A 12,361-nucleotide genomic window follows, 5' to 3' on the forward strand; every position below is an offset into this window, starting at 1 on the left:
CGATATTGCCATCTACTTGTCGGAAGGTGGCAGAGAAGTGCAGTGGACGAATCTAAACGAACAAACTGTGTACGAGAACCGTTGGTTCAAGGTCAACCTGGCGGATGTCGCTCTCCCCGACGGCCGGCACCTCGACCACTTCCTCATCCGGCTCAGGCCGGTCGCCGTGGCGACGGTGGTCAACGAGGCGAACGAGGTGCTACTGCTCTGGCGGCACCGATTCATCACGGACAGCTGGGGCTGGGAACTCGCCGCCGGCGTCGTCGAGGACGGTGAGGACATCGAGGCGGCGGCGGCCCGGGAGATGGAGGAGGAGACGGGGTGGCGTCCCGGCCCGCTCCAGCATCTCCTCACCGTCGAGCCGTCCAACGGGCTCACCGACGCCCGTCACCATCTGTACTGGGCGGAGGAGGCGACCTACACCGGCCCTCCGCAGGACGACTTCGAGTCGTCACGCCGCGAGTGGATACCGCTGAAGCTGGTGCCCGACATGATCGCCCGCGGCGAGATCCCGGCCGCCGGCATGGCGGCCGGGCTGCTGATGCTGCACCATCTGCGGCTGGCCTGAGCCGCGGAACGCGGTCCGACCCCCCGGCCGGAGGAGCTCCGGCCGGGCGCCCTACTGGTACGGGTAGAAGCCGGAACCGGTCTTGCGGCCCAGGCGCCCCGCGTCCACCATCCGCTGGAGCAGCGGGGGAGCGGCGTACAACGGCTCCTTGAACTCGGCGTACATCGAGTCGGCGACCGAGGCGACCGTGTCCAGGCCGATCAGGTCGGACAGCTTGAGCGGGCCCATCGGGTGGGCGCAGCCCATCTCCATGCCGTTGTCGATGTCCTCACGGCTGGCGATGCCCGACTCGAACATCCGGATCGCGGAGAGGAGGTAGGGGATCAGCAGCGCGTTCACGACGAAGCCGGAGCGGTCCTGGGCACGGATCGCGTGCTTGTTCAGGACCTTCTCGACAACGGCCTGGGCGCGGCTGATGGTGCCCTCGGAGGTGGTCAGGGCCGGGATCAGCTCGACGAGCTGCTGCACCGGGGCCGGGTTGAAGAAGTGGATGCCGATGACCTGGTCGGGGCGGGAGGTCGCGACGGCCAGCTTCACCAGCGGGATGGAGGAGGTGTTGGAGGCCAGGATGGCGTCCTGCCGGGTCACCACCTGGTCCAGGATCTGGAAGATCTCGGTCTTGACCTGCTCGTTCTCGACGACCGCCTCGATGACCAGGTCACGGTCGGCGAACTCCCCGAGGTCCGTCGTGAAGCTGAGCCTGGCCAGCGTCGCGTCGCGCTCCTCCTCGGTGATCTTGCCGCGTTCGGCGGCCTTGGAGAGCGAGTTGAAGAGCCTTGTACGGCCGATCTCCAGGGCCTCGCCGGTGGTCTCGGCGACCTTCACCTCGAGGCCGCTGCGGGCGCACACCTCCGCGATGCCCGCGCCCATCTGGCCGCAGCCCACCACTCCGACGCGTGCAATGTCGGCCATTGTGTCCGTCACCTCGTGCCTTTCACTGGTCTTCCGTGCGGCGGGTCCCCCGTGTGATTCCGGCGCCCGCCTCGACGCCACGACGTTACTCCGTTCGCACGGATGGATGGCCCCCCGGGCCGGGCATGCTCTGCGCGTACGGCGGGGCGATCCGACCGGTGAGGGGTGAGGAATGCGACGTTCGGGTGGAATTGGCAGGCGCGGCATCATGGCCGGCGCGGCCGGGGCGCTGGCCGCGATGCTGACCGGCGCGGACGCCGGCGCGGCGGCGTCCGGCCGGCGGCCGGGCGGGGAGGCGGGCGGGGCCGGGAAGCCGCACGGGCGCCGCGCCGGCGGCGGGGGAGGGCAGGCCGGTGACGCGGAGACGCGCGGTGTGTGGCTCGCCACGGTGGCCAACCGCGACTGGCCGTCCAAGCCAGGGCTCACGGCCGACCAGCAGCGCGCGGAGCTGCTGGCCCACCTGGACACGGCGGTGGAGCGACGGCTGAACACGTTTGTCTTCCAGGTGCGGCCCACCGCCGACGCCCTGTGGCCTTCGTCATACGAGCCGTGGGCGCAGTACCTGACCGGCGTACCCGGCAAGGACCCCGGCTGGGACCCCCTCGGCACCGCCGTCACGGAGGCCCACCGGCGTGGTCTGGAGCTGCACGCCTGGTTCAACCCGTACCGGGTGGCCACGCACACCGACCCGGCGAAGCTGGCCGAGGGCCATCCGGCCCGGCTGCGTCCGCACTGGGTGCTGCCCTACGGCGGGAAGCTCTACTACAACCCCGGGCTGCCCGAGGTCCGGCGGTTCGTCCAGGACGCGATGCTCGACGCGGTACGCCGCTACGACATCGACGCCGTGCACTTCGACGACTACTTCTACCCCTACCCGGTCGCCGGGCAGGTCTTCGACGACGACGCGGCGTACGCGGAGCACGGCTCGGGCTTCCCCGGCCGGGCGGCCTGGCGGCGGAACAACATCGATCTGCTGGTGTCCGAGATGTCCGTACGGATCAAGGAGATCAAGCCGGACGTCGCGTTCGGGATCAGCCCGTTCGGGGTCTGGCGCAACGCCGACACCGACCCGTTGGGCTCGGACACCAGGGCCGGGGTGCAGACCTACGACGACCTGTACGCGGACACGCGCAGATGGGTCCGGGAGGGCTGGATCGACCACGTCGTGCCCCAGCTCTACTGGAACATCGGCTTCGCGGCCGCCGACTACGCCAAGCTGGTGCCCTGGTGGAACGACGTGGTGCACGGCACGGGCGTCACGCTCCGCATCGGCGAGGCGCTGTACAAGGCCGGCGCCACCGGCCAGCCCGCAGCCTGGCAGGACCCGGCCGAACTCTCCCGCCACCTCACCCTGGCCGCCGAGTACGAGAACGTGGACGGCCACGTCTTCTTCGCCGCCAAGGAGGTCATGACGGATCGCATCGGGGCGATGGCCAGGGTGGTGGCCGATCACTACCCGGCGGAGGTCCGGGCCCGCCCGCGTGAACGCTGACCCGGGCGGACCGGGCCGCGGACAGGGCGTCGGTTCCCGCCGGGCTCGCGAAGTCCGGCACCGCGCCTCGCCGCGTAGTCGTCCGAAACGGAAGAGACGGAAGACCCTAGCCGGGTTCCTTGTGGCGTACGACGGTGTCGGGGCCCGGGGACATCAGGGCTTCGTGCCCGTCGTCCGCGAAGCGGACGCGGTACGGGGGAGTGCCGTTCGTCCCGAGGACTTCGACGACCTCCGCGGTCCTGTCGTGCTGGCCGACGGTCCTGCCGTGGACCAGCAAGGTGTCGCCCACAGTTGCTTGCATCGGGGGTGACCTCCTCGCGCCGGTGGTACGTGGTTGCGTTCTCGGAGTCGTTCCATGGTCCGTGGGTCGTTCCATGTTCCGTAGGGGGAGTCTACGTCCGCAGGTGTGGTCCGCGTCACTTCAGGCGTCGGTGCGCTGGGTGACCGCGATGCACACCAGGACCGCTCCGGCCGCCACCGGGGCCGCGGCGGCCAGCGGCTCGCCGAGCAGGAACACCGACCAGACGAGGGTGAGCAGGGGCTGGGCCAGCTGGAGCTGGCTGGCCTTGGCGATACCGATCGACGCCATGCCGCGGTACCAGACGTACAGGCCGAAGAACGTGGACCCGGCGGCCACCCACACGAGGCCGATCACCCCGTGGGCGGTCAGCCGCACCGGCTCGAAGGAGAGCGCGACGGCCGACCCGGCGACGGCCAGGGGCAGGCACATGATCAGGGCCCAGCCGATCACCTGCCAGCCGGGCATCACCCGGGCCAGCCGGCCGCCCTCGGTGTACCCGGCGGCGCACACCAGCAGGGAGCCGAACAGATAGAGGTCACCGGTCGACAGGCCGCCTCCGCTCTGCCACACGGTGAACGTGAGGACCACCGCCGCCCCGGCGAGGGCCGCCAGCCAGAAGGTGCGCGAGGGGTGCCGCCCGGTGCGTACGGCGGCGAACGCGGCGGTCGTCAGCGGCAGCAGCCCCGCCACTACGGCGGCGTGCGACGTGCTGGAGGTCTGCAGCGCGAGTGTGGTGAGCAACGGGAAGCCGATCACCACTCCGCCTCCGACCACCGCCAGACCTGCCCAGTGGCGACGGGCCGGGAGCGGCACGCGCAACGCCAGCAGGAACCCGCCTGCGATCAGGGCGGCGAGCGTGCTGCGCACGGCCACCAGCGACCAGGGTCCGAAACTCTCCAGCCCCCACACGGTGGACGGGAAGGTGAGCGAGAAGGCGACGACCCCCAGGCCCGCGAGCAGGGTGCCGCTGCCGACCGCTATCGGCGTTGTACGAGTAGCGCTATCCTGTGCTGTCATGCAAGAGCGTAGCAGTGTGGCTGAACTGGCGAATTCCCTGAGGCGAGAGCTGAACCGCTACTCGCCAGGTGAGAAGCTACCGTCGAGCAGGACGCTCGTGGAGCGGCACCGGGTCTCGCCGGTGACGGTCTCCCGCGCCCTCGCCCAGCTCGCCGCCGAGGGTCTCGTCACCACCCGGCCCGGCGCGGGAGCCTTCCGGTCGCGGCCCCGCACCGGGACGCCCGCGCCGGGTGACACCTCCTGGCAGGAGGTGGCGCTCAGCGCCGACTCCGCGCAGGAGCTGGTCCCGCGCTCCGTCGACGCGTCCGGCGTCCTGGTCACCCTGGCCGCACCCCACACCGGTGTCATCGAGTTCAACGGCGGCTACCTCCACCCCACCCTCCAGCCCGAACGGGCGCTCGCCGCCGCGCTCGCCCGAGCCGGCCGGCGCCCCGGCGCCTGGGGCCGACCGCCCACCGACGGCCTGCCCGAACTGCGCGAATGGTTCGCCCGGGAGATCGGCGGCACCGTCACCGCGGCCGAGGTGCTGATCACCGCGGGCGGCCAGTCGGCGATCACCACCGCCCTGCGCGCCCTCGCCCCGCCCGGCGCTCCGGTCCTCGTCGAGTCCCCCACCTACCCCGGCATGCTGGCGGTCGCCCGCGCCGCGGGGCTGCGCCCCGTTCCCGTGCCGGCCGACGCCGAGGGAGTGCGCCCCGACCTGCTCGCCGCCGCCTTCCGGGCCACCGGCGCCCGGGTCTTCGTCGGCCAGCCCCTCTTCCAGAACCCCACCGGCGCGGTCCTCGCCGGGGAGCGGCGTCGCGAGGTGGTCCGCATCGCACGCGAGGCGGGCGCCTTCGTCGTGGAGGACGACTTCGCCCGCCGCCTCGTGCACGACGACGCGGGGCAGCTCCCCGCGCCCCTCGCCGCCGACGACCCGGACGGCGTCGTGGTCCACGTCTGCTCGCTCACCAAGCCGACCTCCCCCAGCCTGCGGGTCGGCGCGCTGACCGCCCGGGGGCCGGTGCTGGAGCGGCTGCGCGCCATCCAGGTGGTCGACAGCTTCTTCGTACCGAGGCCCCTCCAGGAGGCGGCCCTCGAACTGGTGGGCTCTCCCGCCTGGAGCCGGCACCTGCGTGCCGTCTCGGCCGAGCTGAAGCACCGCCGCGACACCATGACCGCCGCGCTCGCCATGAACCTGCCCGACCTTCTCCTGCCCCACGTCCCCTCCGGGGGCTACCACCTCTGGCTGCGCCTGCCCGACACGGCCGACGAGCCCGCCCTGGTCGCCGCTGCGCTGCGCGCTGGCGTGGCCGTCGCCCCCGGCCGGCCGTACTTCTGCGCGGAGCGCCCGGCCGGCCATGTGCGGCTGAGCTTCGCGGGCGTGGCGGGGCCGCCCGAGATCGCCGAGGGCGTACACAGGCTGCGCACCGCCTACGAGGAACTCACCCGCTGACCACCCCCTCCCGCGGAGAGCGGGTGCCGAGCGCCCGGGAGGAGCAGGACCTCGCCCTCGCGGGTTTCCGTCCCCCGGGCTCGGGTCCGTCCCCCGGGCTCGGGGGAGTCCGCCGCCCCCTCGCGAGCCCGGACGGGCCCTCCGGGGGGCGACCGGCTAGCCTGAGGGCACGATGAACCGCTTGACCACGTCCTATGGCGCTTTCGACCTCGCCCGCTTCCCCGAGGACCCGCGCGACACCCTGCGCGCCTGGGACGCGGCCGACGAGTACCTGCTGAGGCATCTGGCCGAACCCGACGTCCCCCGGCTCTCCGGCACCGTCGCGGTGGTCGGCGACCGGTGGGGCGCCCTGGTCACCTCCCTCGCCGAGCACCACCCCGTACAGATCACCGACTCCTTCCTCACCCGCGAGGCGACCCGCGCCAACCTCGCGCGCAACGGTGTCGACGCGTCGGCCGTCCGGCTGCTGACCACCCGGGACGCGCCGCCCGAGCGGATCGACGTCCTGCTGGTGCGCGTCCCCAAGAGCCTCGCGCTCCTGGAGGACCAGCTGCACCGGCTGGCCCCCGCCGTGCACGCCGGGACGCTGGTCGTCGGCACCGGCATGGTCAAGGAGATCCACACCTCCACCCTCAAGCTGTTCGAGCGGATCATCGGGCCGACCCGCACCTCGCTGGCGGTCAAGAAGGCGCGTCTCATCTTCTGTACGCCCGACCCGGGGCGGGCGCGGACCCCGAGCCCCTGGCCCCACCGCTATGAGCTGCCCGACGACGCCGCCACCGTCGGGGGCCGCACCACTGTCAACCACGCCGGGATCTTCTGCGCCGACCGCCTCGACATCGGCACCCGCTTCTTCCTGCGGCACCTGCCGCAGGGGCTCGGCGACGCCCGCGTCGTGGACCTGGGATGCGGCAACGGCGTGGTGGGCCTCGCCGTCTCGCTGGCCGATCCGGACGCCGGACTGGCCTTCATCGACGAGTCGTACCAGGCGGTGGCGTCGGCGGAGGAGACCTTCCGGGTCAACGCGCGACCCGGCGCCACGGCGGAGTTCATGGTGGGTGACGGCCTCGCGGGCTTCCCCGCGGACTCCGTCGACCTGGTCCTGAACAACCCGCCGTTCCACAGCCATCAGGCGATGACCGACATGACGGCCCGGCGCATGTTCCAGGGCGCCCGGCACGCGCTGCGGCCCGGCGGCGAGCTGTGGGTCGTCGGCAACCGGCACCTCGGCCACCATGTGACGCTGCGGCGCATCTTCGGCAACAGCGAGCTGGTCGCCAGCGACTCCAAGTTCGTCGTGCTGAGGGCCGTGAAGAAGTGAGCCGAGGCGACGCGGCCCAGCCCGGCCGCGTCGCCGCGTCACGGCGGTCACTCCGGGGCGAGCCGCGTCCCGCACCGACCGCAATATCCGACATCGGTCCCGTCCGGTGCGAGCCGTCCGCACTCGGGACACACCCGGTCCAGCAGACAGGGCGGCTCACCACCCTCCCGCTCCCCGGCCTCCGGTGCCAGGGGCCCGGGACGGCGGCGGCGCACCGTGAGGCAGGCCAGACCGTCCGGCCCCGCCCGCACGGCGCGGCTCTCCCCGCGCGGAAGCCACACCGCGCACCCGGGCTCCAGCGGCTGGGCGTCCGGGCCGTCACCCAGCCGGCCGGTGCCCTCGACGACATACAGCAGTACGTCGGTGCCGGCCCGCGCGCACGCGTCGGCCCCGGCCCCGGGAGCCAGCCGGACCAGGCGCGCGTCCAGTTGCCGTTCCTCGGCGTCGAGACTCCACAGCGCGCCGCTCGGGCCGCCGGCCGCAGCGCGCGCGATATCCGCCATCCGGGCCGTCGTGCCGGTCACCGTGATCGTCACCCCTGCTTCCGCTTCCGTGCCGCCCTGGACGAAGGCCCCCGGGCCCCGTGGACCGGCCGGCGCCCCTGTCCGAGGCTGCCACCCCTGGGGCCAGGACAACAGCCCCCGCGGGGCGGGCAGCCGTGTCCGCATCAGCAACCGAGCGCGCCGGACCCGCCCACCCGGCCCACCCGGCCGACGCGGTCCCCCGGGCCGGGACGACCCGGGACCCGGCCCCGGCGGGCAGGCGCGGCGGACCGGTGCCCCCACCGTGCCGCGCGCCCGACCCCGCAGGCGGGCGGCCGTCCGGGGACCACCGCGCCGCGGTCCCCGCGCCGTACGGCCGGCGGCCCCCGCCCGAGCAGCGCCCCCTGCGGGGTGACGATCCCTGGGCCGGGTCCGGAAGGTCTCGCGTTGACCGCGACGCCCCGCACGCTCTCCCCCGGAGCCCTCCGGGCACGGGAGGTGCCCCACGCCGCGTTGTCGTCGGTCGACGGTCGCCGACGCGTCTCGCAGCCCTCCGGGCACGGGGGTACCCCCGCCGCGTCGACTCCCTCCTGCGCCGTGCGATCGCACGCACCGGACGCCGCGGCCCCCGCCCTCCGGGCGGACGCCGATACTGTCCGGAGCCTCCCTAGGGGGTGAAGACCAGTGAGGCGTTGTGGCCGCCGAACCCGAAGGAGTTCGTCAGTGCCGCGCCCACCGGGCCCCGCCGGGGCGCTCCCGTCACGATGTCGAGTTTCACCTCCGGGTCGAGGGTGTCGAGGTTCCGGGTCGCGGGGACGACGCCGTCGCGGACCGCGAGGATCGCCGCGATCGCGCCGATCGCCCCCGCCGCTCCGAACAGGTGGCCGGTCATCGACTTGGTCGCGGTGACCGCCGGGTGGGTGCCGATGGCCTCGGTGATCGACCGGGCCTCGGCGAGATCGCCCGAGGGGGTGGACGTCGCATGGGCATGGACATGGTCGACGTCTGCCGGGGACAGCCCCGCCGAGGCCACGGCCAGGCGCATGGCACGGATCTGGCCCTCCGGGTGAGCGGCCGTGATGTGGTGGGCGTCCGACGTGACGGCGGCGCCCGCCAGGGTGGCGTGGCGGCGGGCGGCGCGGGCGGCGGCGAACTCGGCCCGCTCCAGGACGACCACGGCGGAGCCCTCACCGATGACGAATCCGTCCCGGTCGACGTCGAAGGGCCGGGACGCCAGCTCGGGCGAGTCGTTGCGGGTGGAGTGGGCTCTGGCCTGGGCGAACCCGGCCAGGGGCAGGGGGTGGATGCAGGCCTCGGTGCCGCCCGCCACGACCACGTCCGCCCGGCCGAGACGGATGAGATCCAGGCCCATCGCGATCGCTTCGGCACCGGAGGCGCAGGCGCTGACGGGCGTGTGGGCGCCGCCGCGCGCGCCGAGCTCGATACTGACCCACGCGGCGGGACCGTTCGCCATCAGCATGGGCACGGTGTGCGGCGATACACGTCGTACCCCGGAGGATTCCAGCACATCGTCCTGGCCCAGCATGGTCAGCGCGCCGCCGGTACCCGTGCCGATCACCACGGCCAGCCGCTCCGGTTCGACCACGGGCGCACCCGCGTCGGCCCACGCCTCACGGGCGGCGACCAGGGCCGTCTGCTCGCAGCGGTCCATCCGGCGGGCCTGCACCCGGTCCAGGCTCGCGGTCGGCTCGACCGCCAGCCGGCCGGCGATGCGTACGGGCAGTGCGGCCGCCCAGTCGTCCTCGATGGCGCTGATGCCGGAACGCCCGGCCAGCATCGCGGACCAGGTCGAGTCGACGTCACCGCCGAGCGGCGTCGTGGCTCCCAGACCCGTGACCACCACATCGTTGCTCCGTGCACTCATATGAGGCTCCTTTGTAGTGGAGATACAACTCCCCGCGTGCTTGTGTGCGGGGAGTTGATCAACGTGACGCCCACTCTGCCAAGGTGGATGGGTATACACGGATGCGGGGAACCACGGACTCCGGTGTTCATGGTTTGTAGCTTCCCTCTATGTGTTTCGGCTGTGATCACATGCGATGAGCGGAGGCTTCCGGGTCCGTGCGCGGCTCCGCGCCCGGGTGCCGCCCGGCGGCGCGCTCGCCGCTGTCGGCGCCGGCACCGGTGGCCCGGCCGACGCCCGTGACAGCGCCCCGGGTGCTCACGGCCCGCCCGGGGGCGGCCGGGTGGCCGGGAGCGGCGGAGGCCCGCCCGCCGGGCGGGCCGGGGTCCCGCCCCTGACGGGCTCCCAGGCCCGCGGCCGCCAGCAGCAGGGCGCCCAGCATCACGAACGGGCCGGCCGTCCCGGCGGCCGCCGCGCGCCTGCGGCCCGTACCGGCCGCCACGGCCGGCACCGGTCACCGCGGGCGGGGCGTCCCCTCGTCGCGGCCGGGACCGGTGGTCCCGGGACCGGGCCCCCGCCCGCCGGCGCCGTGGCCGCGCGCCGCGCGGCGATGGGCCGCCATGCGGGTGACCCAGGCCCGGCCTAGCCTGGTGAAGGACTTCGTCCTCGTCTGGCAGGAGGCTCCCGTGAGGTGCACTCAGTCGCGTTGGCGCAGGGCATGCGTGGGACTGACCACGGCCGGAATGCTCGCCGTACCGACGGCCGGCGCAGGCGCCCATGGCGCAACCGTTCCCGAACCGTCCCCCTCCGTCTCGGCTCCCCCGTCCGCCGACTCCGCGTTCCCCCCGCTCGGCCAGGCCGTCACCGCGCGCCTGGACGCCGCGATCCAGGCGGTCATGCGCGAGACGCGGGTGCCGGGCGTGGTCGTCGGACTGTCGGCCCCCGGCAAGGGGGAGTACGTCCGCGCGTTCGGCGTCGCCGACAAGGCCACCGGCGCCCCCATGAAGACCGATATGAACTTCAGGATCGGCAGCGAGACGAAGACCTTCACCGTGACCGCGCTGCTCGAACTCGTCGACCGGAAGAAGGTCGGCCTGGACGACCCGATCTCGAAGTACGTCGACGGTGTGCCCAACGGCGACCGGATCACCCTGCGCGATCTGGCCGGCATGCGCAGCGGGTTGTTCAACTACTCGGAGGACGAGGGCTTCGTCGAGGCCCTGACCGCCGACCCCCGACGGCCCTACAGCCCGCGGGAGTTGCTGGACTACTCCTTCAAGCACCCGATCCAGTTCCAGCCGGGTGAGAGGTTCGAGTACTCCAACACCAATCTCATCCTGGTGGGCCTGGTGGTGGAGAAGGCCGGCGGTCAGCCGCTGCACGAGTTCATCGAGCAGAACGTCACGGAGCCGGCCGGGCTGCGCCACACCGTCTTCCCGACCGATGCCGCGTTCCCCGACCCCCACCCCCAGGGCTACACCGACCAGCTCGAGACCGCGTCGGGCGGGATCCGCAACGCCACGGACTGGAACCCCTCCTGGGGCTGGGCGGCGGGGGCGATGATCTCCGACCTCACCGACCTGCGATCCTGGGCCCGCACCGTCGCCACCGGCACGCTGCTCACCCCGCAGACCCAGGCCGAGCGTCTGAAGACCGGCTCGACGCCCATCACGGGAGTCGGGTACGGCCTGGGCATCTTCGATGTGCAGGGCTGGATCGGCCACAACGGTTCGCTGCCGGGGTACGAGTCGCTCACCATCTATCTGCCCGAGGCCCGGGCGACCCTGGTCGTCCTCCTCAACACCGACAGCACGGTGGGCCAGGTGGAACCCAGCACCCTCTTCGGCCAGGCGATCACACGGATCGTGACACCCGGGCATGTGTACAACCTGCCCGTCCCGGTGTCGTCCTCGCCCGAGGCGAGCCGGTCGCCTTCCTCGCCGAGCACGAGCCGGTCGCCCGCGTCGCCGACGACGGGTGAGTCCCCCTCCTCGCCGGTGGCGGGTGAGTCGCCCACCTCGTGACGGCGGACCCGCCTGTCACCGGCCGCGGAGGCGGGAGGGCGCGCGACATGGGCGGTACGGGGCATCGGATCCCCGTACCGCCCATGTCGTCCTCCGCGGGGATCAGGGACAAGGGCCGGTCAGGACCGGCGGCCGGGCTTTCCGCGCCTGCCGCCGCCGGATCCGCCCTTCGAGCCGCCACGGGAACCACCCTTGGGGCCGCCGGAAGCGCCTCGCGGGCTCTTGCCGGTCGCCTTCCCGGTCGCCTTGCCGGCCGCGGGCTTGCGTCGCGCGCCGTCCTTGTCGGGGCGCTTGGCCTTGGGCTGCGGCGGCGTCGGTGTGCGTCCCCGGGTGCTGTTGACGGTCCGCCCGCGGACGATCCCGATGAACTGTTCCACCAGGTCGGTGGTCTCGTCCTCGGGCCACGACAGCGCGACCCGCGACTCGGGCGCGTCCGTGAGCGGCCGGTACATCAGGTCCTTGCGGTGGTGCAGGCGGGCGAGCGACTGCGGGACGACCAGCAGGCCCACTCCCGCCGCCACCAGTTCGATTGCGTCCGCGGTCGTGGCCGGGCGTTCGTTCGCGGGCCGCCCCGGCGGACGCTCCCAGCCGAGGACGTCGTCCAGGGGGTGCAGCAGGACCTCGTCGGCGAGATCCTCGGCGGACACCTCCTCGACGGCAGCCACGACGTGATCCTTGGGGATCACGACCACGGTCGTCTCGGTGTACAGGGGGATCGCGCTGAGATCCGTACGGTCGACCGGCAACCGTACGAAACCCGCGTCGGCGTCACGGCCCCGCAGCAGGTCGCACGCGTCGCCGGCGGTCACCGGGACGAGGGCCAGCGGGACGTCGGGCAGCCGCTCGTTCCAGATCCGCACCCACTTGGCGGGCGTCACTCCCGGGACGTACGCGAGCCGGAACGAGGGGGATACTTCCGAGCCTGTCACCCTGCCAGGTTACCGG

General features: G+C 73.2%; 12 protein-coding genes. 5 read left to right on the forward strand and 7 right to left on the reverse strand.

The genetic code is table 11. The annotated features are described in order from the left end of the window. Positions 1–37 precede the first annotated feature (37 nt). Entirely contained in the window at positions 38–568 is a 531-nt protein-coding gene (locus PUR26_RS08905; protein ID WP_329870896.1) for an NUDIX hydrolase, read from the forward strand. 51 nt (positions 569–619) lie between these two features. Here the strand turns inward: PUR26_RS08905 and PUR26_RS08910 are convergent, their stop codons facing one another. Further along, the gene (locus PUR26_RS08910) at positions 620–1,480 is read right to left on the reverse strand and encodes a 3-hydroxybutyryl-CoA dehydrogenase (protein WP_329870897.1); all 861 of its coding nucleotides are present in this window, start codon (positions 1,478–1,480) and stop codon (positions 620–622) included. A gap of 172 nt (positions 1,481–1,652) precedes the next feature. Here PUR26_RS08910 and PUR26_RS08915 point away from each other — a divergent pair, with 172 nt between their 5' ends. Further along, positions 1,653–2,972, forward strand: coding sequence for a glycoside hydrolase family 10 protein (locus PUR26_RS08915; RefSeq protein ID WP_329870899.1), 1,320 nt, complete (start codon positions 1,653–1,655; stop codon positions 2,970–2,972). A 106-nt stretch (positions 2,973–3,078) separates the two neighbouring features. Here the strand turns inward: PUR26_RS08915 and PUR26_RS08920 are convergent, their stop codons facing one another. Continuing rightward, positions 3,079–3,273 carry a DUF1918 domain-containing protein gene (locus PUR26_RS08920; protein WP_329870902.1) on the reverse strand — a complete coding sequence of 65 codons (195 nt, stop codon included), beginning with the start codon at positions 3,271–3,273 and terminating at the stop codon, positions 3,079–3,081. Positions 3,274–3,393: 120 nt separating this feature from the next. Next, the gene (locus PUR26_RS08925; RefSeq protein ID WP_329870904.1) at positions 3,394–4,290 is read right to left on the reverse strand and encodes a DMT family transporter; all 897 of its coding nucleotides are present in this window, start codon (positions 4,288–4,290) and stop codon (positions 3,394–3,396) included. Here PUR26_RS08925 and PUR26_RS08930 point away from each other — a divergent pair. Then, the gene (locus PUR26_RS08930) at positions 4,289–5,725 is read left to right on the forward strand and encodes an aminotransferase-like domain-containing protein (RefSeq protein WP_329870906.1); all 1,437 of its coding nucleotides are present in this window, start codon (positions 4,289–4,291) and stop codon (positions 5,723–5,725) included. The genes PUR26_RS08925 and PUR26_RS08930 overlap by 2 nt on opposite strands. Before the next feature lie 172 nt (positions 5,726–5,897). Further along, a complete protein-coding gene (locus PUR26_RS08935; protein WP_329870907.1) occupies positions 5,898–7,046 on the forward strand; it encodes a methyltransferase in 1,149 nt (382 codons plus the stop codon). Between the two features lie 47 nt (positions 7,047–7,093). Here PUR26_RS08935 and PUR26_RS08940 read toward each other — a convergent pair whose 3' ends face one another. From PUR26_RS08940 to PUR26_RS08950, 3 genes are all read right to left on the reverse strand, one after another. Then, complete coding sequence (locus PUR26_RS08940; protein WP_329870908.1) at positions 7,094–7,582, reverse strand: cupin domain-containing protein; 489 nt, start codon at positions 7,580–7,582, stop codon at positions 7,094–7,096. Positions 7,583–8,195: 613 nt separating this feature from the next. Next, positions 8,196–9,413, reverse strand: a complete 1,218-nt coding sequence (locus PUR26_RS08945) for a beta-ketoacyl-[acyl-carrier-protein] synthase family protein (RefSeq protein ID WP_329870910.1) — start codon at positions 9,411–9,413, stop codon at positions 8,196–8,198. Positions 9,414–9,579: 166 nt separating this feature from the next. Next, positions 9,580–9,894 (reverse strand): hypothetical protein, encoded by a 315-nt coding sequence (locus PUR26_RS08950; RefSeq protein WP_329870912.1) that lies wholly within the window; start codon positions 9,892–9,894, stop codon positions 9,580–9,582. A 241-nt stretch (positions 9,895–10,135) separates the two neighbouring features. Here PUR26_RS08950 and PUR26_RS08955 point away from each other — a divergent pair, with 241 nt between their 5' ends. Then, positions 10,136–11,416, forward strand: coding sequence for a serine hydrolase domain-containing protein (locus PUR26_RS08955; protein ID WP_329871061.1), 1,281 nt, complete (start codon positions 10,136–10,138; stop codon positions 11,414–11,416). Positions 11,417–11,535: 119 nt separating this feature from the next. On the opposite strand, the gene PUR26_RS08960 is transcribed toward PUR26_RS08955, so the two are convergent. After that, complete coding sequence (locus PUR26_RS08960; protein ID WP_329870914.1) at positions 11,536–12,345, reverse strand: LysR family substrate-binding domain-containing protein; 810 nt, start codon at positions 12,343–12,345, stop codon at positions 11,536–11,538. Positions 12,346–12,361 lie beyond the last annotated feature (16 nt).

Source organism: Streptomyces sp. SP18CS02 (genome assembly GCF_036322365.1).
Classification (GTDB): Bacteria; Actinomycetota; Actinomycetes; order Streptomycetales; family Streptomycetaceae; genus Streptomyces.

Excerpts from the sequence above, each read along its gene's own strand:
- PUR26_RS08910 (WP_329870897.1), bottom strand. The coding sequence starts at position 1,480 with ATGGCCGACATTGCACGCGTCGGAGTGGTGGGCTGCGGCCAGATGGGC.
- PUR26_RS08915 (WP_329870899.1), top strand. The coding sequence starts at position 1,653 with ATGCGACGTTCGGGTGGAATTGGCAGGCGCGGCATCATGGCCGGCGCG.
- PUR26_RS08920 (WP_329870902.1), bottom strand. The coding sequence starts at position 3,273 with ATGCAAGCAACTGTGGGCGACACCTTGCTGGTCCACGGCAGGACCGTC.
- PUR26_RS08930 (WP_329870906.1), top strand. The coding sequence starts at position 4,289 with ATGCAAGAGCGTAGCAGTGTGGCTGAACTGGCGAATTCCCTGAGGCGA.
- PUR26_RS08925 (WP_329870904.1), bottom strand. The coding sequence starts at position 4,290 with ATGACAGCACAGGATAGCGCTACTCGTACAACGCCGATAGCGGTCGGC.
- PUR26_RS08935 (WP_329870907.1), top strand. The coding sequence starts at position 5,898 with ATGAACCGCTTGACCACGTCCTATGGCGCTTTCGACCTCGCCCGCTTC.
- PUR26_RS08945 (WP_329870910.1), bottom strand. The coding sequence starts at position 9,413 with ATGAGTGCACGGAGCAACGATGTGGTGGTCACGGGTCTGGGAGCCACG.
- PUR26_RS08955 (WP_329871061.1), top strand. The coding sequence starts at position 10,136 with ATGCTCGCCGTACCGACGGCCGGCGCAGGCGCCCATGGCGCAACCGTT.